Source organism: Sphingomonas sp. T1 (assembly GCF_902506585.1).
GTDB lineage: Bacteria > Pseudomonadota > Alphaproteobacteria > Sphingomonadales > Sphingomonadaceae > Sphingomonas > Sphingomonas aerolata.
This window is the reverse complement of the sequence record NZ_LR733895.1, coordinates 1-21,181: the sequence shown is the minus strand read 5'-3', so window position 1 is coordinate 21,181 and position 21,181 is coordinate 1. Positions and strand designations below refer to the sequence as shown.

At 64.7% G+C, this 21,181-nt stretch carries 22 protein-coding genes; 2 read left to right on the top strand and 20 right to left on the bottom strand.

Annotation, left to right across the window (positions count from 1 at the left end):
* Positions 1–2: 2 nt before the first annotated feature.
* From GV027_RS19355 to GV027_RS19260, 20 genes are all read right to left on the bottom strand, one after another.
* Positions 3–3,269 (bottom strand): conjugal transfer protein TraG N-terminal domain-containing protein, encoded by a 3,267-nt coding sequence (locus GV027_RS19355; protein WP_159513275.1) that lies wholly within the window; start codon positions 3,267–3,269, stop codon positions 3–5.
* A 15-nt stretch (positions 3,270–3,284) separates the two neighbouring features.
* Complete coding sequence (locus tag GV027_RS19350) at positions 3,285–4,724, bottom strand: conjugal transfer protein TraH (protein ID WP_225883572.1); 1,440 nt, start codon at positions 4,722–4,724, stop codon at positions 3,285–3,287.
* The gene (traF, locus tag GV027_RS19345; protein WP_159513274.1) at positions 4,724–5,596 is read right to left on the bottom strand and encodes a conjugal transfer protein TraF; all 873 of its coding nucleotides are present in this window, start codon (positions 5,594–5,596) and stop codon (positions 4,724–4,726) included. The genes GV027_RS19350 and traF overlap by 1 nt, the downstream gene beginning before the upstream one ends.
* Position 5,597: 1 nt before the next feature.
* Positions 5,598–5,960 (bottom strand): hypothetical protein, encoded by a 363-nt coding sequence (locus GV027_RS19340; protein WP_159513273.1) that lies wholly within the window; start codon positions 5,958–5,960, stop codon positions 5,598–5,600.
* Complete coding sequence (locus tag GV027_RS19335; RefSeq protein ID WP_236559403.1) at positions 5,960–7,957, bottom strand: conjugal transfer protein TraN; 1,998 nt, start codon at positions 7,955–7,957, stop codon at positions 5,960–5,962. Before GV027_RS19335 ends, GV027_RS19340 begins: the two co-directional genes overlap by 1 nt.
* A 62-nt stretch (positions 7,958–8,019) precedes the next feature.
* Positions 8,020–8,763, bottom strand: a complete 744-nt coding sequence (trbC, locus tag GV027_RS19330) for a type-F conjugative transfer system pilin assembly protein TrbC (RefSeq protein ID WP_159513271.1) — start codon at positions 8,761–8,763, stop codon at positions 8,020–8,022.
* Between the two features lie 8 nt (positions 8,764–8,771).
* Entirely contained in the window at positions 8,772–9,785 is a 1,014-nt protein-coding gene (gene traU / locus GV027_RS19325; protein ID WP_159513270.1) for a conjugal transfer pilus assembly protein TraU, read from the bottom strand.
* Complete coding sequence (locus GV027_RS19320; RefSeq protein WP_201302718.1) at positions 9,782–10,093, bottom strand: hypothetical protein; 312 nt, start codon at positions 10,091–10,093, stop codon at positions 9,782–9,784. Before GV027_RS19320 ends, traU begins: the two co-directional genes overlap by 4 nt.
* On the bottom strand, positions 10,090–10,737 hold the full coding sequence (gene traW / locus GV027_RS19315; protein WP_236559402.1) for a type-F conjugative transfer system protein TraW: 648 nt from the start codon (positions 10,735–10,737) through the stop codon (positions 10,090–10,092). The genes GV027_RS19320 and traW overlap by 4 nt, the downstream gene beginning before the upstream one ends.
* Positions 10,734–11,318 (bottom strand): S26 family signal peptidase, encoded by a 585-nt coding sequence (locus GV027_RS19310; protein ID WP_159513269.1) that lies wholly within the window; start codon positions 11,316–11,318, stop codon positions 10,734–10,736. Before GV027_RS19310 ends, traW begins: the two co-directional genes overlap by 4 nt.
* The gene (locus tag GV027_RS19305; RefSeq protein ID WP_159513268.1) at positions 11,302–11,970 is read right to left on the bottom strand and encodes a TrbI F-type domain-containing protein; all 669 of its coding nucleotides are present in this window, start codon (positions 11,968–11,970) and stop codon (positions 11,302–11,304) included. The genes GV027_RS19310 and GV027_RS19305 overlap by 17 nt, the downstream gene beginning before the upstream one ends.
* On the bottom strand, positions 11,963–12,349 hold the full coding sequence (locus tag GV027_RS19300; protein ID WP_159513267.1) for a hypothetical protein: 387 nt from the start codon (positions 12,347–12,349) through the stop codon (positions 11,963–11,965). Before GV027_RS19300 ends, GV027_RS19305 begins: the two co-directional genes overlap by 8 nt.
* Entirely contained in the window at positions 12,346–14,886 is a 2,541-nt protein-coding gene (traC, locus tag GV027_RS19295) for a type IV secretion system protein TraC (protein ID WP_159513266.1), read from the bottom strand. The genes GV027_RS19300 and traC overlap by 4 nt, the downstream gene beginning before the upstream one ends.
* 4 nt (positions 14,887–14,890) lie before the next feature.
* Positions 14,891–15,667 carry a TraV family lipoprotein gene (locus GV027_RS19290; protein ID WP_159513265.1) on the bottom strand — a complete coding sequence of 259 codons (777 nt, stop codon included), beginning with the start codon at positions 15,665–15,667 and terminating at the stop codon, positions 14,891–14,893.
* On the bottom strand, positions 15,664–16,470 hold the full coding sequence (locus tag GV027_RS19285) for a DsbC family protein (RefSeq protein ID WP_159513264.1): 807 nt from the start codon (positions 16,468–16,470) through the stop codon (positions 15,664–15,666). Before GV027_RS19285 ends, GV027_RS19290 begins: the two co-directional genes overlap by 4 nt.
* Positions 16,471–16,504: 34 nt before the next feature.
* The gene (locus GV027_RS19280) at positions 16,505–17,827 is read right to left on the bottom strand and encodes a TrbI/VirB10 family protein (RefSeq protein ID WP_159513263.1); all 1,323 of its coding nucleotides are present in this window, start codon (positions 17,825–17,827) and stop codon (positions 16,505–16,507) included.
* Complete coding sequence (locus tag GV027_RS19275) at positions 17,824–18,633, bottom strand: type-F conjugative transfer system secretin TraK (RefSeq protein ID WP_159513262.1); 810 nt, start codon at positions 18,631–18,633, stop codon at positions 17,824–17,826. Before GV027_RS19275 ends, GV027_RS19280 begins: the two co-directional genes overlap by 4 nt.
* Positions 18,630–19,214, bottom strand: a complete 585-nt coding sequence (locus GV027_RS19270; RefSeq protein ID WP_159513261.1) for a type IV conjugative transfer system protein TraE — start codon at positions 19,212–19,214, stop codon at positions 18,630–18,632. The genes GV027_RS19275 and GV027_RS19270 overlap by 4 nt, the downstream gene beginning before the upstream one ends.
* A 1-nt stretch (position 19,215) precedes the next feature.
* A complete protein-coding gene (gene traL / locus GV027_RS19265; protein WP_159513260.1) occupies positions 19,216–19,500 on the bottom strand; it encodes a type IV conjugative transfer system protein TraL in 285 nt (94 codons plus the stop codon).
* 36 nt (positions 19,501–19,536) lie between these two features.
* A complete protein-coding gene (locus GV027_RS19260) occupies positions 19,537–19,857 on the bottom strand; it encodes a TrbC/VirB2 family protein (protein ID WP_159513259.1) in 321 nt (106 codons plus the stop codon).
* 322 nt (positions 19,858–20,179) lie between these two features.
* On the opposite strand from GV027_RS19260, the gene GV027_RS19255 reads away from it, so the two are divergent.
* Entirely contained in the window at positions 20,180–20,563 is a 384-nt protein-coding gene (locus GV027_RS19255) for a hypothetical protein (RefSeq protein ID WP_159513258.1), read from the top strand.
* Between the two features lie 54 nt (positions 20,564–20,617).
* A partial coding sequence (locus GV027_RS19250) for a hypothetical protein (RefSeq protein WP_159513257.1) occupies positions 20,618–21,181 on the top strand: 564 nt, incomplete at its 3' end.

Sequence of the window (21,181 nt, the reverse complement as noted above, 5' to 3'; positions counted from 1 at the left end):
GCTCAGTCCCTGAGTTGATGCCGCTTAGGGTCGACCGGCACCCCGCCTTTCCAAAGTTCGTAGTGCAGGTGGGGGCCGGTCGACCGCCCCGTGCTCCCGACATGGCCGAGAACATCGCCGGCTGACACCGAGCTTCCGACAGCGAGCTCCGACCGGTGCTGCATGTGGAAATACTTGCTTTCTGACCCGTCCGAGTGGCCGAGCACCACATAGTTGCCGGCGCCGTTTTCCTGGAAGTCGTTCCGTAACACGGTGCCGGAAGCCGGAGACCGGATTTCACTCCCAGCGGCCGCCGCGATATCGATACCGTTGTGACGTCCGTGCTGTCCGGTCAGCGGGTCTACACGGCCGCCCATACCCGAGCGGATCTGCCCGGAAACGGGTAGTGTTGCCCGTTCCCCGCGCGGAAGTTCGGTGACGTGGCTCTGCCCACCACCGAGGCCCAACTTGTCACCGATCCATGCTCCGGCATCGCCAATGCGATCGATCGCCGGTCCCACGACAGGCATGGTCGTCAGCAAAGACCTATCATTCCGATCATCTACATGGCCGCTCAAAACATCCCCGCGCTCCCGAGAGTTGTCAACCTCGTTTCCAAGGCCGAGCGCACCATTCGTGATGCGGGCCGAACCGCCCATGATCGCCTCGGACACTTCGTCAGCAAGCGCCGGGTCGCGAGAGTCCGCTCTGACCGAGACGTGGGGTCCTCTATCCCGAACATCGTTGGCGCTGCGGTCACCCCATGCCCTGACACCAGCTCCTGTAGTGATCGAGGGACCAGAAAGCGTGTTGTTGAGGTGCTCAGGAACTTGGATGCCAAGCTCCTGCCGGACGTCGTTGACGCGCTGGTCCATGAACTCCTGAAGCAGGATGTCCCGTGCCTGCGCCTGCTCGCGCGTACGGGGCATGACCATGCTCGGATGCCACCCTGCCTGGGCGAGCGTCGGGTCCTCCAGAAGGCGCTCGTTAGCGAAGACCACGAATTCCTGTGTCTCGTTGCTGTTGAGGGTCCAACCGCGGGACGACGCCTCGCGCACGTCGTGGCTTACCCGCTGGTATGCCTCTTCCGCCCGCGAAGCCTCCAACGACGCCGACCGGGAATCATTGACGCTAACCCCCAGCTTTTCGGACAGCGAGCGCACCTGGCTGTCGCCGCTGCTGCTCGTCCGCCGCATAAACTCGTCGCGCGCGTTGCGCGACTGGGTCGAATTAACCTCGCGATTAACGTAATCGCGGAGATCGGAGTACGCCTGCTCGGCCGAGAGATTCGCTCCGGTGGTCTCAGACGCGAGGGTAGAAAGCTTGCCACCCACGCCAGCCTCGCCCTTGACACCCCAGCGGCTCGCAAGAACCGAAAGCCCTGCATTAGCATCGCCCGATGTCTGCGACGCTCGCGCTATGCTTTGGCTGTCGGCCTCGCTGAGACCGAAGCGGCTCGACAGCCCACTCGAGAGACTGCGCGACGCCTCAGTCATCTTCGAAACGCTGTTGTTGAAGCCAGATCCAGTTTCCGTGGAGCTGCCCCTCCGGTGCTCGGCCGCTGTGAGAAGATCGGTTCCGGTCGATGCCGTCGCCTGCCAGGATTGCGACGCGGCGTTGCGGACCTGTTGGGTATGGGACTGACCTTCCGATAGCGCTTGGCTCATCTGCTGGTCGAAGCCGCTGCTGCGCGACGGAGTGAACGCGAGGCTCGAGATGCCCTGCCGTGTGTCGTAGGCGTTACTGCCCCCGGCGAACGATGTGGTCACGCCGCCATCGGCATTCATGAAGCTGCCCACCCCGAACCCGGAGACATGCTTCGGCTGATCGTCCCACTTGTTGGCCTGGACCATGTTGGAGGTCAGGTTCTGGAAGGAGGTGTTCCCGTAGGAATAGTTGCCGGTCGTGCGCTCCGTCGCCGCCTGTTCCGCGGCGTTCTGTGCCGGCATCAGCATGGACGTCGCCTGGCCGGCAATCGCCATCGCGCCCTTGGCCATGCCGGCCGCCAGGAACGGCACGCTCATCATCAAGAACCCGGCTAGGGTCGAGATGTCGATGTTCACGCTATCGATGCCGTCCGCAATCAGCAGGGTCGGACCATTCGGCGCAATCGCGTGATAGGCGCTGGCAGCCCGGCTCATCACGAACATGTGCAGGATGACGTAAAGTGGACCCCAGCTGGCCAGATAGAAAAACCCCACCGCGTAACCGCGGAGGGTTGCGACACCAGTTCGCGGAAAGAGGAAGAGCGGGAAAAGGACGGGGAACATCGCGTAGAAAACAACGGTGAGCACGATGCCGAGCAGGGGGACCCACGTCATCGCTTGCTGGGCGATTGACGTGTAGGTGTTCTTGGCCTGTGCGTCCGCGCGCTGGGAGGCGTACGCGTCCCAGCGCGCGTCGGAGAAGCTCTCGCGGGCTGCCAGGAAGCTGTCGATCGTCGAGGTCTGCTTCAGGTATGCGTACACGTCCGTCGAGGAGCCGTGCATGTGCGCTGCAACGATCGGTAGATCGTCCTTCAGCTTCTGAGCGGCGACGCTATCGACGAGTTTGGGATATGCGCCGCGAGCAAAGGGCAGGAGGTCCTTCTCGATTTGCGCGTTGAACGTCGCATCCAGCCGGCCATAGGCCTCGTTACACGGGATGATGGTGGTCTCGGTCGTCCCCGCGCCCGTCGAGGCGATCCACCGCTGGCTGCGAGCCGGGCTGCCCGGTCCGATCGCTGCCCATACGTTGGTGGAATGTGTCAGGTCATCCATCGACTTGAAGCCCAGCAGCACGTCGTAGAACGTGCATTGCTTCAGCTGCTCGTCGAGGTTCGCCCGAAACACGCTGTCCGTGATCTGGAAGGTACGAGCCTTCTCCATCAGCCGAGCGCCGTAGATCATGCCGTTATTCGACAGCGCGACCGCGTTGGGCATGACGAAGACGGTCTCCGCCTGCCTGGTCATCCAGTCCCCGATCTGGCTCGTGAACGAGGCCATGACGCCGAGGCCGAGCGGGACATTGTCGACGACGGCCGGCGCAAGACCGGGGTCGATGCGGTCCGTCACCTTCACCGACACGGTCGGCACCATGAGCATCATGTAAATCGCCGTCGACTGGATGAACCAGTTCAACCAAGCTCGCCAATCCAGATTAAAGGCCACGACGGCGAGCGAGTAGGCCAGCCCCATGACCATCACGACCTGCAGGAGTGAACGGTATCCGCCGCCTCCGCACCATGCCGCCACGGCGTTTAAGACGTTGACGACGTACTCGCCGCCACCAATCGTGAAGACTTCAAGCATGGCGGCCCGATCCCCTTACCGGATTCCCTGAGCCGACAGTCCCCGCCCGAAGCGGAGAGAGGCGGTCATCTGGGGGCTCATTGCGTTCTTGAGCGTCGCTTCCAGCATCTGGGTCTTTTGGATGACCTGAAACGTCTGGTTGAGCGACGCATTCATCTGCTGGCTCTTGCGAGCCAGTTCCGTTTTCACGGTGTCGACCTGATTCCGCCACGTCTTGAACTCGTCCATGCTGACGAAGGCGGCACCGCTCTGCGCGCGGGAAACGACGTCAAGCATGCGGTCGATCTGCGCCATCAAAAGCTCGATCGCGACGATCTCGGACAGGCTGGCCTTGTCCGACGGCGACATGGCGAAATGGGCCGCCTCGTCGACCACCAGGATCTTGTAGAGCGGAATGCTCGTCATCCCGAGCAGGCTGATCTCCTCGCCGGAAAGCGCGGTGTTCGTCCGGATCTTGTCGCTCATGCTGTTCAGCATCTTGAGAACACGAGTGCGAAACGCCTGGTCCGTCGACACGCTGAGGTCTTGTGTTGCGGGATTGAGGCAGCCCTTCTCCTCGGTCGTGTCGCAGCGAAGCACCTTGGCGGGTGCCGTCGCGGATCCGTCGAGCAGGGTCTGGTAGACGTCCCAGCTGGCCGGCGCGATGAAGTGGAAGCCACCCATGCTGTCGGCCTTCTTGGTGGAATCGTAGATGATTGTGCCGACCATCGTCATGAGGAACTCGGCATATTCCGGTGATGGTTTGGTGACGGATTTCGACATCAGAGCGTACCAGGTGTAATTCTTGCTCTGGACGAGCTCGGCCGCATCGCCAGCCTTTGCGATCGTGTCCTCGCGCTCGCCCTTGTTGGTGCAACCATGGCGCGACGCCGCGGCGTCCGAGAAGAAGCCTTTGGCGCCACCTACCTGCTGGCAGATGGTGGAACTCGCCCCGTCCATCGCCGGCCAGATCGATCCGATCGCCTGCTGGGCGGCCTCGCAGCTCGACATGTTGAAGGCGTTCAGCTGCTGGGCGCGCTGGCTCATGTCCTTCATCACGCCGCCAATCTGCGCGGAGATGCTGTCGATCGCGAGCTGGAAGGCAAAGCCGATCGCGTTATTGGCGGTCGCCTTCAGCATGGCGACCATCTCGTCGGCGTTGATGAAGCTGAAGCTGCCGGCGAAGAGGTCGATACCGCCGCACCCGGCGCGCGCGCTCGGCAACGCGACGTTCACCGGATTGATCGACTTGGACGGAAAGCGGCTCCAGAGGCTGCCGCCCGAATAGTAGCCAGCGGCCTGCCCGTTGAACGCGGTCGGTCCCGTGACGTTCGCCGCGGAGCCGGCCGAGTTGAAATAGGTATTCATCTCGGAACCGACGTCCGCCATCGCCGGCGTGACGACCAGGCCGCCGAGGGCGAACACCATTGTGAGCTGCGCGAATATGGCTGCGCAGAGCCGGAGCAGCGAGCGCATCAGAAGTCACTCCCGGGTTCGACGCTGGTGAGGGTGAAGATGCGATCCATCACCTCGTCTGCGGCCATCACGCCGTAGCCGATCGGCATCGGGCGCTTGGTCTGGGTGTCAAAGAGTACGAGCGCGGGGACCTGCTGGCCCTGCATGCCCATCGCGCGATACTGGCCGGTGTCGACGGTGAAGTTCGGGAACGCCTTCGACGGACCCCCGTCGAGAGAAACCGCCATGACGGTTAGCCCAAACCGGTCCGACACGCTTCGCATGATCGGGCCGAAGACCTCGCAGGCGGCACACGCCGAGGAGTAGAAATAGAAGACGCCGTACCGCTTCGAAATCGACGCCAGCACCCGGTTCTTGTCGGCCGTCCGGTTGTCGAGCCAGGTCCGCTTACCGAGCTGGTTGACCGGCCGCTGCAGCGTGTAATCGAGCTCCGGATTCTGCCAGATCGTCCGGCGCCACATGTCCGCGAACGACGAGGCGCGGTTCAGCTGCTCGCGTTGGAACGCGATGTAGGCGGACACATTCTCCGTGGTCGGCTGCAGGATCGCGCGAGCCTTCATTTCCTCGAGCTGCTTGGAGATTGCGGCCAGCTGGTCCGCGGATGACTGCGTCGGCTGCTGGGCGCGCTGCTCAGAGGGTTTGGCCTTCGGCTTCTCGCAGTAGAACCACTCGCCGAGCCTACGCTCGCGGCAGTAAAAGTCGCCGCCGCTCTGCTCGGCCACCTGCGCCGGCACGGCTTCCCGAGCCGCTTCGGGCTCCTCCTGGGGCGCGGATAGGAATACGGAGTCCGCCAGCTGTGCATTCGCAGAGGTCGCCGGCAAGCCGGACGCGACGAGCGACAGGGTGAGGGCGAGGGTCAGCGGCGCGCGCATGTCAGGAGCCTTTCGGTTGCAGCAGATCGTGGAGGGACGGATCCTTGAGGGCCATCAGCCTGACGAGGTCGTAGCCAAGGATCCTGTAGAGCATCCCGTAGAGCGTCGTGACCGCGTCCCGGGCGCTGACGTCCGGCGTGAGCACGCCGCCCGCGTGGCTGAGATAGCCGACACGGCTCAGCCGCCCGATCGCGGGCTGAATGTCGTCCAGTCCCAGCGTGATGCCGAACCACTCGCCCAGGGTCGGGAGAAGGAACGGCGCCGGGTGCGGACCGACGCGGCACAAGGCGGTGAGGACAGCGAACTCGACCACGGAAAGGTCGGTCAGCTTGCGGCGCTGATCGTAGCGGACCACGTCAGCCATCACGGGTTAGCCTTGTGCGTGTCATAGTAGGCCTTGATCCGCTCCTGGATTTGCTTCGAGGTCTCGATCTCGTCGGGCAGCTTCGCGGCGTCGGTGAACTCCGCGTACACCTCGGAGAAGTCCATCACGGACAGGTCGAGGTGTGAGAACTCGTCCAGCGTGAACCCCTTGCAGGTCTCGCTCTTCGGCTTGCCCCAGGGCTTTCCGATCTGCGGGCGACCTTGTTCCTGCAGGATCCGCGACAGCTTGCTCTCGAAGCAGCAATAGGCGTCTTTGGAGGTGACGCAGATGCCAAGCACCTTGTCGGAGCAGTAGCTGCCGAGCTTGTGGCACAGGCCCTTGTCGTCCTTCTGGTCGAGCTGCTTCTCCGCCGCGCTGCAAAGCCACGGGGTCAGGAGAGGGAAGCCGCTGCCGGAGCAGCAGTTCGACGCGCCGAAAATCTTCTTGTTGCAGGTCTCGCGCGTGCCCGAGAACAGCGTCAGCGTGTCGGGATTGAACTCGGCGTTCGCCTGCCCGAGGACATGCAGGCCGACGGCTGCATCCTTGAACTCGGTCGACGCCTCGCGCTCGATCGGCTCGCAATCGCCGTTGATGCAGTAAACGTCATCGCCGCAGATGTACTTCTCAGTCCCGTCGCTCGGCTTTGCCGGCAACGGACACCTATAAACCTTGGTAGTCACCTTGCAGGGGCCGTCCTGCGGATCGTCCAGACACTCGTCACGGACGTAGGTGCATTTGCCGTTGTTCTCGAGCTCGGAGCAGTCCGAGGCCTGCGAAATCCGTTGGCAGATGAAAGGGCGTGACCAGGCCCAGCAGGACTGGGTGACGGCGACACCGTCGATGATCCGCGTCTCCGGCCCTTCGGTGCAGACCTCGGGCCCTTGCGCCGTGCAGGTCGTATCCGCGAGCATGGCGGGGCACGTTCCCTCGTTGCGCGTCACCGTGACCGACCTCGTGCCCTCGGACTTCAGGTAGGCAGTTCCGGTCCGATAGTTGATGTGCTCCGGGATCTCGCCTTGCGGGATCTCGGCCGCGCAGGAGTATTGCTGCGCCGTCCCCCTGACCCTCGAGCGGCAGAACCGGAGATAACCGGCAGGGTCAGTACCGCCAGCGCCCATCTCGATTTGAGCGTCGCAAATCTGCGTCACCGTCGGCTCGGCACGGCAGATCCCGGCAGAGACCTTGGCGCTCAGGACCGCGGTCGAGGCGAAGCCGTATGCGGTTTGGTTCGGCGCCACCCCGTAATAGAAGTAGCGAAGGGTGTTCACGACGGTCGGGTCGATACGGCCGGTACAGGTCGCGGGGGTTTCGACCACCTGTGCGCCCTTGTTGCAGGTCGCCTCGTAATAGTCGGTGCTTCCCGGTGCCGGCAGCGGTTTGCAGCTGCCGTCCGCTGCGCCGAGAGCCTGCCCCGACAGGAAGCTGTTCGGATCCTTCTCGACCTCCTGTGCGCCTGCAATCTCGCCGGGCGCGAGCTTCACGACTTGGCGCGAGGGATCGGTTACGGTCCGCCACGCGTCGTTGCCCCCCGCCGCCGAGGCGCCCGCGCTGCTCAGGCCGTCGGGATCATCCGCATAGACGGCTCCTGGCTGCGTCGCGGCGGTGTAGCCGGGGATCGTGCTCCCCAGGTCCGTGCCGGTCGGAAGACCGGCAGCGGTCTGACGCGCCGGCGTCGCGAGCGCCTTGGCATCGGCTTTCGCCTTGGCGAGGTCTCCCTTCGGATAGGCGTAGGGCGTTCCCGCAGCGGCAGCAGCGACCGCCGCAGCGGGTGCGGCGCTGACCGCGGCTGTGGGGGGTGCCGCTGCAGCCTTCGACGCCGCGACCGGGCTAAGGGGCGCCGCGGTCGCGGGCACCGCCGCGGTCACGGCCGCGCTGGCCGGGGCGGTCGGTGACGGCGACGGGGTGGGCGCCGTCTGGGGCTCGTTGAAGTAGCTGTAGTCCTTCAGGTCGTAATAGCCGCCGTCCTGGGCCGCCGGCTGACGCTGCTGCGCATGCAATGCGCCTTGCACTGCAAGAACGCATGCGATCGCGCCAACAAGGATCCGCCCCCCAGCCAATGTTAGGGCACCCGGCCGAGGTTCGAGAGCGCGGTGCGTGCCATCAACGCACCGGGCCCGTTCTCCTGAGCGAAGGTCTCCAGCGCGTACCGAACCGTCACGTTGCCGACCATGCGATCGAAGGGCGGGGGCTCCGACCGGCAGGTCAGGCCGTCGCACGGCGTGAAGTCGGTCGATGACACGACATAGGTCGGGACCGCGGTGACGTTGAACGCCCGGAATAGCCGGGGATCGATGCCGATCGACGCGAACTGCTGCTGCTTTTCGACCACCTTAGAAAGGGCGGCGATGAACGCCTTCCCGGAGTTGCCGGGGAAGCCGCGGAAGACGACGACCCCACCCGCGGCGGAGGTCTCTGCGATGATCCGCTTCAGCGCCTGCTCGGGCATCGACGTCGAGACGAACACCATGAATTGCGGCGCGGTGCCCCGATTGTCGCGCATGTTCGACGACGCGGCGTCGATCATCTCGTCAAAGTCGACCGCCCCTGCCGGCCCCTTCGGGAGGTTCGCCTTGTCGATGGTACGAACCTTCTCCAGCGCAACCGACCGGAGTGTCTCGGCATCCTGCCGGAAGGCGTCGCCGCGACGTTCGACTTCAGCCGACAGCGCGCGCGCATCGGCTTCCATCGTCGCCGATCGGCCGCGCACCGCGTCGAGGTTCAATCCCTCGACAGTTTGGGCGAGTACCGCACAACCGGTACCGAAACTGGCGATCCCGATCGCGGAGAAGAGTAGCTTGCGCATGGGCGGCCTCACAGCATGCAACAGTTGCGCTTGCGCCAGAGCAGGTAGCCGAAGTCCTCGCCCCCCACGGGGTAGGCGCGACCGGCGTCTGGCGGCAGCGTGGATGCCCCGATGGACGAGCAGGCATACTTGCCGCTCACCGTGGGCGTCGGGTTGGTCATCTGGATGCGGTATTGGGACTTCTTCAGGATCGGCATGATGTACTTGTTGCAGAGCGCCTTCGACCCTGCGGTCCCCCAGGCCAGGCCCTGACGGTGCATCTTGAACAGCAAGCGCTCGGCCGCGAGCCGCGACGACTGCACGGGCGAGTTATGCGCCGCGATGTTGCCGTTCATCGGGAACATCGACCCGTTGCAGCCATCACACCAGAACATCTCGTCTATTGGCAGCTTGGCGGTCGCGGCTGCGCAATCGCCGGCGCACGCCGCCACGGCGATCGGATTGTTGAACAGCGCGACCTCTGGGTTGATGATCGTCGTCAGGACGTCGTCGTTCCACAGCGGATCGATCTCGGTCATGTACGCGATGTCGAACGAGGTTTGCTCGAAGCAGGCGAAGTCGGTCAGGATCTCCATCCAATAGAGCAGCGGATACACGTAGTAGTGGGCCTGCCAGTTTGCCGTGTTCGCCGTGCGGCCCCCCAGCATCTGTGGGCCCGTGTACTGGCCTTGGCCGATGTCGAGCCCGGGGTTGAGCCGCAGACCGCCGAGGTTTGGAAAGCACCATGGCTTGGTGGTGACGTCGACCATCCGCGCCGGCTCCCAAAAGCCGATCGCGATACCAATCCGCGGAACGGGCGAGCCGCAGGCGCAGACGGGTAGGGCCGGGTTCTTGGTGTCCGGTCGGCTGCCGGGCCAGATCGGAAGGCCGCCCACCGACAGGGGGAACAGGCACGACCAGCATACGTCGGTAATCGGGTTCACGAATTTGCCCGTGCAATTCGATGGCACCGCCGAGGCGGGCGCCGGCAGCGCCGCCAGCGCGATTACGAAACCGAGCAGGGCGAGCAGGCGGCGAATCATCCCGCCACCTTCGGCGCGTCGACGGCCGAGGCGGACTCGTCCCGGTCGCGGATAAGGTCGTCGAGATAGGAGTCGTCAGCCCTGTTCTTTCGGATGACGTAGACCGGGACCAGCACGAACAGCGCCACGAGGAGCCCGGCGACAGACCCGCCCGCACCGGCTCCAAGGAGGGCCCGCATAGGCTTGAGCAGGGCGATCGACAGCGCGAGCGCGACGGCGAGCGACAGCACCACCATCCGAAGCATCCGCAAACCCGGGGTCTCGGGAGCGGCCATCGGCGTCTTCAGGAAGTCGAGCCAAATGTTCACGACGTGCCTCCTGGAAGCTCGATCTCGCTCACCTTGAGCGCCTGTCCGGCTGGCGCGACGATCGCCGGGACGTGCGCTATGCCGAAATGACCGGTGAGCTTGCCCTGCTGGTCGAAGAAGAAACGGCGCTTCTTCTCTCCCATGCGCTCGAACGGGGAGCCGGCCACGAAGATGATCTTGGCGGCCGAGGCGGTCCACCGCTTGATGGCCCACTCGACCTGGGCGTCGTCGCGTCCGTCGATGAAGACCAGGTCGGTCTTCATGCTGACGAACGAGAGCGGGTTCACCCGCTGCCCCGACTGGGCAATGAGCCGACCCTTCTGATCGCGGATATCGCGCTCGAGCACGATCGACGGATCGAAGTTCCAGCTGCGCGCCTCGCGCACCGCGCCGATCCCCATGACCGGCGTCGGGTTGCGGACACGGTCCTCAGCCTTGGCTGCCAGCGCGGTTTGCATGCGGTCGATGCTGCCATTGGCCTGCATCGCCTTCAGCTTGGCGTCGATCGTGGAGAGGAGGTCGGGCTCCGCAATCCCCCAAGTCTGGCCCATCACGCCGTGGTCCTTGGCGAGAGCCGCGCGCGCGAACGGGTAGAGCGAGCTGGCGGCGACCAAGCCGCCGAGGAGCAGGACGCGCCGGATCACAGGATGGGCGTCCCTGTGCCCAGGAGCTGCTTGCGACACGCGAAGCCGATCTCCGCATAGCGGCTGTCAAAGCCGTCCGGATGAGGAGTGCCGACATAGAAGCAGCCGTCAGGCACGCGGCCGACGGGGCCCGGGGTCAGCGCTTCGCCGGTGCGCGCGCGGGATTTCATGTGCGCGACCCGGACGCCGTTCACCAGCACCCACGATCCTTCATGGCTGACGACGTCTCCCGGCATGCCGATCACGCGCTTGCCGAACGGGCCCGACGCAGGGCCGAAGTGCCGCCGCACCAGCTCGTTATCCGGGGGCACGAAGAAGACGTATTCGCCGCGCGACGCAGCCTTCCCCTTCTCCACGAAGAACGCCCAGTTGGGCAGGCTCTCGCTCGCGTTGATCATGAACGCGTGCGTCTCGCGCCAGCCGCTGATCCCGTTGTAGCTCGCCATGACGACCGCCAGCAGGGCGACCGCGCCCCATTGCCTCAGCCGCTTGCGACCGACAGTCTCGACCGGACCGGTCGGTACGGACGCGCGCGGAGCGAACAGATCGCCTTGCCGGCGCGCGTCAATTCGGGAGGCCATTGCCGCCTCCGGCGATCGGCGAGGCCGCTCCGGGGAATGCGGTGCCGACAGGCGCACCCGCGAAGGGAGAAGGCGCAGTGACCGCCGCGGCGCCGATCCCCTGCTGGGGAAGGATCGGAGCCGGGGCGGCCGCGCCCAGCTGCGGTCCCGCCGCGGGGGCCGGCGCGGCTGTGGGAAGCGGAACCTTGGCGTAAACGGCCTTGCGAACTTGGTCGGTGATGTCCGGGACGTTCTTCGAAAGCACCGCCTCGCCGACGAGGACTGTCGTCCCACTCGCACCGACGCGCTTCAGCTCATCCTCGATCGCTGACATGAACCGGGCGGTCTGCTGGGTCACGGCGTCCGGCGTCCCGTTGCTGTGGCTCTGCGCCTGAACGTATTCCGTTACCAGAGCCTCGAGGCGAACGCTGGCCATCGGCAGCTGTGGAGGCGCGGAGGCGATGTGCTTGGTCACCCACGCCGCCCAGAGGAGCATGACGACCGCCAGCGCGGTGAGCGCCCAGGTGATCGGGGGAAGGCCCTGACGGGCCTTGGTGGCTGCCGGCTGCGGCGCAGAGGCGCGGGGACGGGGCAGGGGTGTGGCTGACGCCGGAGCGGCTGGCGAAGGGATCGCGTCCGCGACGGGAGCAGCGTGTTCGAGAACATCAGCCATGACGACGGCCTTTCGTGAGATCAAGGATGGTCAGAAGGAGGCGTCCGCGGGCGAGCGCCGTGAGGCCGAAGATCACGGCCTGGACAACGTGGACCTGACCCATGAAGGCTGCCCGTCGCGCCTCGTCGGCCGCCACGAACCGGGTCCCGAGATTGCCGATGTGGGAGAAGAAGCCGAGCGGCGTGAAGTTGCCGAGCATCAGGAAGAACAGGGCAAACACGCCGAGGCTCGCCAGCCCGGTGCCCAAAAGCCAGCCGGACAGCCGGAGCGCGACATAGCTGGTATCGGCGACGGCTTGTCCGAGATCCGGTCGCCACCCGCGGGTGCGGGGCGCGGCGGTCCATTCGATCTCGGGCGCGAGATGATGCGTGGCGCTCATTCCGCGGCCTCCACATACTGCTCGGGGAAGGCGACCCGCTCGATGGCCTCGTCCATCGAGAGGCCTTGCTCAATCAGGTGCTCGATCGCCGCGAAGGTTTGCGGGCTCGAGGAGTAGAGCGTCGCCGAGTATTTATCGAGGACAAGACGGCCAACCGCCTGGCTGTCCGGACCCTTGATCATGATGTCCGAATATTCGGCGCCGTTCCGCTTCAACGAGCGGAGCAGGCTCTCAGTGTACGGATCCATGTCGAAGCGGCCGTGCTTCTGGAAGTCCGAAATCGTGTCGGGCTTCTGCATCAGGATGACCGACCAGTCGCTGTTCTCCAGCGCCGCGAGGCTCCCCTCCGACTTGTAATAGTCGTTGAGGCTCTGCGTGGCAGTGATCAATGATGCGCCGTACTTGCGGCAGGTGCGGCTGTAGGTCTCGACGAAATCCGCCATGGAGCCGCCGCGCAGCATCTGCCACGCTTCGTCGATCAGGAGCGCCTTGGGGATCTGGCGATCCATGCGGCGCATCGTCTGCGATGACAGGAACATGATCGCGGTCAGCACCACCGACCGGAGCTCCTCGCGGCTCGACAGGTCGGAGAGCTCGAAAACCGTGAGCGCGTTCGACATGTCCACCGATGCCGCGCCTTGGAAGAACCGGCCGTAGGTGCCGCCGCCCGAGAACGGAAACATCGCGATCGCAAGATCCGAACCCTGGGGGGTCCCGTCAGCCTTGAGCGCTGCAATGATGTCGTCGACGGCACCGTTGCGACCCTTGGCCTCCCAGACACGGTTCACGGCGCTGTCGATCAGGCCGCGCTCGGTGTCGTTCAGCTTGTCGACGTGACGGCCCATCTGCCCGATGATCGACTTGAGCATCGCGAGCGCGTCGACCAGGTAGTCCTCGTCCTGCTCGACCAGCGTCTCGTCGATCATCGAGAATGGGTTGAGGCTGAAGCCGTCGCGGAGCCGGAACTCCACGAAGTTGCCGCCCAGGCTCTTGGCCATGTGCTCGAACGACCGGCCGTCGTCGATCACGATGATCTTGGCACCGACGCCCGCGAACGCGGCACACAGCTCCTGCAGGGCGACCGACTTGCCCGATCCCGACTTGCCGAACACCGCCACGTTGTGGTTGCCGGCCTTGTTTTCGAACGGGGACCAGAAGAAGGGCTGGCCGCGACGTCCGACGAACATCAGGTGCGGCTGCGTTCCGCCGAGGTATTCGCCCTGGACCGGCAGCATATTCGCGGCCGTGCTGGTGAGCATCGACCGGAGCCGCTTCATGCGCTTCAGGTCGGAATCGAGCCCGTTCGCCAGCGTCATCGGCATGCACGACATGAATGCCATGATCTGCAGGAAGCGCTCGTCGAGCAGGTCCCAGCCCGCGGCCTTGTACATCGACTTGAGCGTGCGCTCGTTGGCGTCGCCCGAACCCTTCGGGCTGATGATGCCGACCGCATAGTAGGCCTGGACCAGCTTCTTGCCGAGCCGGAGCTCCTGACTCACATGCTCCCACTCGCGGCTCTGGTCCTTCAGCTGCGGAAGGAGGCGGGCCGACTTGCTGTCCGCCAGACTCGACGTCCGCATGAACTTGTAGCCGGCCTTGGAGGCGGCCGCTTGCTCGTCCTGGTAGCACAAGCAGAGCGACGTGAGCGTCGGGCAGCCCGGGCGAAGCTTGTCGGAGAACATGTCACCGATCACCTTCTGGACGTCCCAGGGCGCCCAGCGGTTCGGAAAGTTGCGGACCGAGAAGAAACGGTAGTCGAACGTGTCCGGCCGGATCTCTTCGTAGTGCGTCTCGCCGGAGAGGTTGGTGACCGCGCGCAGCGGCTCGACCGAAACCAGCATGCGATCGGCCTGGACTACGGTCTGGACGTCGCGGCGAACGCACTGGTCGGCGATCGGATCGAACTCGGAATACTCGGTCGCGTGGTCGGTGACGTCGAAGGCCGGAGCCGTGATGTCGTCGATCAAGCTGATCAGCTCGACGGGACCGAGCCGGGTCGAGGCGACGTTGATCGACTGGAGCGTCGAAACGACGCTGTCGCGGACCGCGACCAGTTCGGCCGGCGTCGCCTTGCCGTTGGCGATCGACACGGAGACGAACACCCGGTGATTGCGGACGTGGAAGGGGCCGTCCTTCGACATGCTGAACCACGCGCCGGACCGAAGAAACGCGGAGCGGTGCTCGGCGATCTTGCGATGAACTCCACCGGCCGCGAAGCGGGGCAGGGCATAGCGCGCGATGATGGAGCCCACCCGCGGGCTCTGGAAGGCAAGGATCTGGACCCGCGCCCCGGCCGGGATGTTCTCGGACAGGAGCTGCGCGAGGATCTCGCCCGTCCGCTCATCCGCGCCAATCAGCGGCGCCACTTCGAGCGCAAAGGCGATCGAGTCCGTTTGGTAGAAGATGTCCGTCTTACGGTCGAAGCTCCGATAGGGGAGCCACTGCGAAAGCATCGGGGCACCGTGCGAGGGCGTCCCTTTGTCGGGGCCGCGCGTGTCTCCGAGCAGGCGCGACATGAAGCCGGACTTGGACGCCATCGTTTCAGTCCTCGATCGTCGGGTTGAAGGATGCGGGACGGTTGGCGGGAGCCGTCGACGCGAGCCGGGGCGCGCCGGGGTCTTTCCTGCTACCGACGCGAGACGGCGCAGCCGTGGCGGCCGGCGATGGCGCAGCTGAGTCCGATTTCGGCGCACGCGCCTTGGCCCGGGCAGCTGCAACCGACGCAACAGTCGGAGCCGAGGGAGCCGGTGTCGGCACCGCGATCGGCTCCGCGGCCGAGACCTCACGCGGCTCGGCCGCTATGGGCGCGCCGAGCTGCGAAAGGATCTCCGGGCTGACGTTCAGCGTGCTCGAGGCGGCAAGCCCCGGACCATGCCCGTTGGTCGCTGCCATCCACTGTCCGTTGTCGACGACGGTCTGGACGACACTGGTCTCGTGATACCGGCCAACCGCATCCACATGGGCGGGGAACACGATCCGAAGGACCTTCTGCGGCGAGACCTCGGCCGGCGCTCCGGCGGTGTAGGCGACACGCTGCGGTGTCGCCCGCTGTGCCGGCGCCGTGTAAGGCCCCGCAGGCTGATAGCTGCTGTCGCCGGTAATCTCCGCCAATGCCTTGTCGTCGATCACAGTGGCGGGGGCGCAGCTGCCGCCCTCGGGCGCGCCGCAAGCGAAGCTGCCCTTGATGTTCGTGCCGAATGTCGTGCAGCTCGACAGAACGCAGAGGCTTGCGGTTGCGAGAACCGTGGCCAGCCGCTTCCGACGCGGACGATAGTCGGCAACCGGGCATGCCGGGAGCCGGATCACTCCATTCCTCATGATTTGGCTCCCTTCAGCCATTGCTCAAGCAGGGGTTTCGGCTTGAAACCTTCCAGCACGGCTCCGTCGGAGCGCACGATCACCGGCGTCCCATTGAGACCATGGGCACGGGCGAAAGCCTCGTTCTCGTCCAACCCGCTGGTGTTGCACTTCGGGCCGGGCCGGATCGGATCCTGCGCATAGGCGGCGCGCACCGCAGCGTGACGGTCGCGGGCGCACAGCACCTGGTCGGCGATCTCGCGGCTGCCGAGGACCGAGATCGGCCGCTCGATCACCGTCACGTTCATCGATTCCAGCGTCTGACTGAGGGCACGGCAATAGCCGCAGTGAAAATCCGAGAAGACGGTGACCCGCTGCGGTCCCTTGCCCCAAACGATGGCGCCCTTGTCGGAAAGCCGGGAGACGTCGAGATGCTGGGCGACGGCAGGCTGTGTTACGCGGGTTCCAGCACCCGCCGCTGGGGACTCGGGCGCTTCGGCCGAGGCATTCGCCTTCGCCGCGCTGCCCACCAGCATATCCGGGTTGAGTGCCAGGAGGCGTGCAGCCGTCAGGTCTTGCCTTGTCTGCATGTCGTACACGCGACCGATGACAAGGAAGCGGGCCGTGCGGTCGACGTAGAAGAGGTTCTCACCCGCAACGACCTCGCAAAGGCCATCGACCTTCGAGCAGTCGACCGAGCTGACCTTGGTCTTGGGAAGGCGATCCTTGAGCGCTGTCTCGACTTGCGCGGATGTAGGTGCCTGCGCGCTGCCGGTCAGCATCATGATGCCGCCGAGTGCCGTCAGGATTGTGCTGTGTGCCATGTCCATTACGCCTCTCGATCCCGGCACGACCGGGTCAGTTCTGGATGAAGACGCCCTCGAGGAAGACGATCTCGACGTTGATGCCGGTCGGCATTTCGATGACGGGCTGGTACTGCTCGGCGCGCTCGATCAGGTACTTGCTGACCATGTCGGCCGACTGTGCGACGCCGTTGCCGAAGCCGCCTTGCGCGAGCTCGCCGATCCCCAGCTGCTGCCGTTTGCCGTTCACGGTCACGTTGCTCCCGTTGAGGATTGCATCCGTGTTCGCCGAGAAGCCGCGACCGAACCCACCGGCGACGCCGGCGAGGAAGGCTTGCCCGACGAGACCGCCCTCGCGGCTGACCACGCGGCCGCGAACGCCCGTCTTGCCGGCGAAAGAGATGAACCCTTTCACATCGGACACCGCATACCGGCCGTTGGCTTGCGGGCAGGTCATGCGTTGCAGCTTGACGTAGACCTTCTCGCTGCTGAGATCGCCGCGAGCGGCGCCGTTGACTAGGCAGCCCTGGATGCGGGTCGTGAGCAGCTTCCCGTCACGGTATACGGACCGGGCGGGGCCGGTGATGCGAAGCACCACGGGCAGCGGATCAGACTGAGACTGCACACCGGCCGAGGCATCCACGCCGACGATCACCTTGGCCGTCGCGATCGAGTTCGGGGGCAGGTAGTTCGGGCTGTCGGTGTAGCTCGTGGTCCCGCCCGAGATCCGCGTGGCGGTGCCCGCCGGGCCACCTTCGAACGACACCAGCTTGATCTGGCGGGAGGACGAAACCGCTGCGGCTGCGGCCTCGCCTGGCGTCATAGGCGCGGCAGGGCCGCGATAGTTCTGCGGCCCCATCGGGCCGTACATGGGCGCCGGAACCGGAGGAGCCGCGGGCGCGCTGCGCGCTTGCGAGAGCTGCTGGCGCAGCTGATCGTTCTCCTGCTGGTACGCGCCCATGACCCGCTGGCCGTCGGACGCCATCGACGTGTTCTGGCCTTGGAGCGCTGCGACCTGTTCCTGCAGAGCATGCATCTGCGCGGCCTGGCCATCGACTGACTTCAGCTGGTTGTTCATCGATTGCATCTGCGCTTCGGAAGCAGCCTGCCACTCCCGCTGGCTCATGTTCTTGTTGACGATGTCGTCGGTGGCGATCTTGGTTTCTCTGCCGTTCGCATCGGCAACCGTGGTCGGCTTGTCGTCGTCCATGATGTACCAGGAGCCGAGAACCAGAGCGGCCGCCGCGGCCCCCGACATATACAGGAGCTGCTTCTTCCGGACCGCCTCGTTGCCGGCCATCATGTCGGAACCGTCGCCCTCCTCGGGCTCGGCGTCGAGCTGCTTCGGCTTGCGCTTGAACATGTCTGCAAGGCTCATGGCCGGGCTCCGTTCGCGAGGCCGGCAGGCGTGACAATGTAGGCCGTCGTCGCCTCTCCCGGCTTGAGTTGAGGATTGGCGACGCTGACCGCGATCGCGTTCGACGGGGCGATGGTGCCCTCACCAAGGGCCACGGGCTGGCGGCCCTTGTTCTCGATCTTGAGCACCCGGCCGGCGAGCGCCGCGCCGCGGTACTCGGAGATCATCTGCACCTTGAGGGTCCCGACCATAACCGCGTCCGTCTGGCTCGGGAGAATGTCGAAACCATCGAGAGACGCCGATTGGTACATCGCCTGAACCAGCGAGGCTGACGCCTCCTGCGGAGAGGCGGCCTGCGCCACCTGCGGGGCATTATCCCCGACGATGTCCTTGTTCTCGACAAAGACCTGCTGGGCGTCGTCTCCTCCCAACCGACAGGCGAACTTGTAGACATATCCCTTCGCGGTCGTGCCGAAGAATGACACGCGCTGGCGCGAGAAGCCCTCGGGAACCGACAGGTATATGTCACCGCGTGTGGGCTCGTTGACGACAGTGAAGTCGTCGCTCTCGACCCCGGTCGTGAGCTTGGACACGCTGGCGAAGCGGTCGTCCTTGAGGCTGACCCGCGTCAGGCCGCTTTTCGAGACGGTGCAGCTGACCTCGCTGTTGTCGCGGGCCAGGACGCGTTCGTCGGCCCACGCGGGTGAGGACAAGGCGATGGCCCCCGCGACGATCATGGCCGCGCCAAGGCCGCGCGAGACGTGGCACCAACGAGAAGCGACCGCGGCGCCACTTGCCATCAGTCCATAAGCGAAGATGGGCGTCATGCGTCGCCTCCGGTCGAGGCGCCGTCAGCGTTGTCCTTGGTCACCATCCCGAAGCCTTTCAGCTGCAGGGACAGGCCGCTGTACGCCCAATAAAAGCGAAAGGTTTTCGGCTCGCCGGTGACCGCCTTGGAGCCGACGACGGTATGGAGCGTGCCGGAGACCTCGGACGTAAGCGCCTTCGGGTCCACCTTCATGCTCGCGATTGTGAAATACTGGCTGATGCTGGAGCCGCTCTGCTCCGTGACGATCTTCATCAGGTCGCGCTTCAGCGCGCCGTGCGACTGCGGCGTCGCAATCGCGAGGATCGACTTCATCCAGTAGTCGAGGTTCTCAGGACTGCGGTTGAGGGTCATCAGCGCGGTGTCGCGCGTGACCAGCTCAAGATAATCTTCGGAAACCCCGCTCGACGAGAGCGTCAGAGGTGTCCTTGCGATCGGCTGGAGGACGATCTCCCGGTCACGGGTCGCCCCTACCAGGAACAGAATCACGACGAGCCCGGCAAGGGTCAGCGCAGCGATCCCGAGCGCATTGCGCTGCTTGATGACCCGCTGCGACTGCGCGAGCCCGACACTGTAATCCATCTCAGCCCACCATCACGCGAAGGTGAGAGGGCGGCATCGCCTTGAGACCCGTGAAACTCGATGGCAGGTGCCAATAGGCCATGTGGAGAATCCACGATGAGGCCTTACCAGCTTTGAGTTTGCGAAAACCCCACCAGCCGAATCCCGCAGCCATCAACCCGATCACGACGTGCTGCGTGAGGATCCCCCAGATGAAGGGGATCGACATCGCGAGGAACTCGTCCAGCGTCCAGAACCCAATGAGCTCCGGATCGTCGAGATGCGAGGGAATGGAATACCGGTCCATAAGCGAACACCGCCCTCCCAGCGGTTAGTCCTTGCCTCAGATCGTCGCGGTGACGGTCGAGGTGACGATCGGAACGCCGGTGCCGGCGCCGACGCCGACCGCGACGGGAACTGCGACCTGGCCCAGGCTGAAGCGGCCCGAAGCGAGCGCCACAATGCCGCCGGCGAGGCTCATCACGGTGATGATCTTGCCGCCCGACCCCTGGAGGAAGTCGGTGAACTTGGTCAGCGCGGTATTGAACGTGGTATCGGCGCCCGCGTAGGCGGCCGATGCCCCCAGCATCATCACGACGGCGATGATGGCCAGGCCGAGAAGGATACCGTTGACACGGTCCTTCTCCATCGAAAGTGCGTGCATGCTCTTTCCCCTAACAAGACGAAGCGGGTTGCCTCGCCGCTGTTAAGAAGATCGAAACCAAAGTGTGCTGCAAGCGTTATTTGTACTTGCTCAAAAGATTACACACTATCGTGTAACTGGCTTACATCTTAGTGTAACCTCGATACATAAAGGTGTAACCTCGTTACACGGTGTGTAATCGGCTTACACTACTCTATCGGACCGAAAGCCGATCGGCTCATCTTCGAAGCCGTCCAGCTCGATTCATCGAACGATGACATTTTGGCGAAGGCTCCGGCTCCCGCTGGAACCGACCGCGAAGGAGGCATAAAGTGCCTTGAGAATGTCACAGGTGATTTACAGCTTCAGGGTTGGCCCACGCCTCTTCCGCCTGGCGGCAGACGCCATGCGTGCCCATGCGATCGCGGTGGAGCGATTCGACTCCATTTCTGCTACCACCATGAAAGGGTTGGAGGATTTCCTGTCCGCGACCAATCCTCACGAGATTATTTGCAAGGCACGCGAGTTCGATGAGGCGGGGGAGATACGGGTGACACTGCGGGTGCAACTCGCCCAGAAGGAGTGTTTTCAAGCGGCCCGAGTCCACGCCGGCGCCGCGCTAGGCGAGCCTGCCACGACCCGGCTTACGATGACAATCGGCTTGCTTTGCGTCTTCCCTGGGATCGTATCTACATCGGGTGCAACCCAAACGTTAAAAGAGAGTTGACAGCCCCCCGCTATACCGCGGTATAGTACTTTCCGTACCCCGGGGGGTGATGTGATGCGGGACCTGGAGCAAACCGAAGGGCAGAACCAAGAGCGGATGAACCGCTACCGTTTGCTGTTCGTGGAGGAATGGCGCCGGCAGCGGTTCACGAATGCCCAGATGGCGAAACGGCTCGGGAAGAGCTTGAGCCTCACCAACAAGCTCAAAGCCGGCACGACGCCGCTCACTCCCCCGGTAATCGACAAGTTTGTCGAGGTGCTCGGGATCAATCCCATTCGGGCCATGTTCGCGGTCGACATCGCCATGTCGCATATGAGCTACTTCGACCCCGGGTTTCAGTCCGCCTGCACGACGGCACTCACCTTCTTCGACCAGGTAATGGTGGAGTTCGGCTACGCGCGCGGCCTCGCCGATTTCACAACGACCAGCAACGTTACGGCCGAGCGAGTCGAAGAAACAGCACGGATGGCGGCCAGCACCCTGGCAAGCTCTGACGTGACCCCCGCCTTTCATCCAGCTGCGACCAGAGACCGACCGTTGTTGTCGCGCAGGAGCGCGGGTGAAGCAACGGTCAGGTTTAAACCCGACCGTTGCTTTTCGAGTTCTGCGGCGAAGGCG

What these genes read in the sequence shown, in the direction of transcription:
- GV027_RS19275 (WP_159513262.1), bottom strand. Translation starts at nt 18,633, where the DNA reads ATGACGCCCATCTTCGCTTATGGACTGATGGCAAGTGGCGCCGCGGTC.
- traF (WP_159513274.1), bottom strand. Translation starts at nt 5,596, where the DNA reads ATGCGCGCGCCGCTGACCCTCGCCCTCACCCTGTCGCTCGTCGCGTCC.
- GV027_RS19280 (WP_159513263.1), bottom strand. Translation starts at nt 17,827, where the DNA reads ATGAGCCTTGCAGACATGTTCAAGCGCAAGCCGAAGCAGCTCGACGCC.
- GV027_RS19355 (WP_159513275.1), bottom strand. Translation starts at nt 3,269, where the DNA reads ATGCTTGAAGTCTTCACGATTGGTGGCGGCGAGTACGTCGTCAACGTC.
- GV027_RS19260 (WP_159513259.1), bottom strand. Translation starts at nt 19,857, where the DNA reads ATGCACGCACTTTCGATGGAGAAGGACCGTGTCAACGGTATCCTTCTC.
- trbC (WP_159513271.1), bottom strand. Translation starts at nt 8,763, where the DNA reads ATGCGCAAGCTACTCTTCTCCGCGATCGGGATCGCCAGTTTCGGTACC.
- GV027_RS19270 (WP_159513261.1), bottom strand. Translation starts at nt 19,214, where the DNA reads ATGGATTACAGTGTCGGGCTCGCGCAGTCGCAGCGGGTCATCAAGCAG.
- GV027_RS19290 (WP_159513265.1), bottom strand. Translation starts at nt 15,667, where the DNA reads ATGAGGAATGGAGTGATCCGGCTCCCGGCATGCCCGGTTGCCGACTAT.
- GV027_RS19350 (WP_225883572.1), bottom strand. Translation starts at nt 4,724, where the DNA reads ATGCGCTCGCTGCTCCGGCTCTGCGCAGCCATATTCGCGCAGCTCACA.
- GV027_RS19310 (WP_159513269.1), bottom strand. Translation starts at nt 11,318, where the DNA reads ATGGCCTCCCGAATTGACGCGCGCCGGCAAGGCGATCTGTTCGCTCCG.
- GV027_RS19305 (WP_159513268.1), bottom strand. Translation starts at nt 11,970, where the DNA reads ATGGCTGATGTTCTCGAACACGCTGCTCCCGTCGCGGACGCGATCCCT.
- GV027_RS19285 (WP_159513264.1), bottom strand. Translation starts at nt 16,470, where the DNA reads ATGGCACACAGCACAATCCTGACGGCACTCGGCGGCATCATGATGCTG.
- GV027_RS19300 (WP_159513267.1), bottom strand. Translation starts at nt 12,349, where the DNA reads ATGAGCGCCACGCATCATCTCGCGCCCGAGATCGAATGGACCGCCGCG.
- traC (WP_159513266.1), bottom strand. Translation starts at nt 14,886, where the DNA reads ATGGCGTCCAAGTCCGGCTTCATGTCGCGCCTGCTCGGAGACACGCGC.
- GV027_RS19340 (WP_159513273.1), bottom strand. Translation starts at nt 5,960, where the DNA reads ATGGCTGACGTGGTCCGCTACGATCAGCGCCGCAAGCTGACCGACCTT.
- GV027_RS19255 (WP_159513258.1), top strand. Translation starts at nt 20,180, where the DNA reads ATGTCACAGGTGATTTACAGCTTCAGGGTTGGCCCACGCCTCTTCCGC.
- traU (WP_159513270.1), bottom strand. Translation starts at nt 9,785, where the DNA reads ATGATTCGCCGCCTGCTCGCCCTGCTCGGTTTCGTAATCGCGCTGGCG.
- traL (WP_159513260.1), bottom strand. Translation starts at nt 19,500, where the DNA reads ATGGACCGGTATTCCATTCCCTCGCATCTCGACGATCCGGAGCTCATT.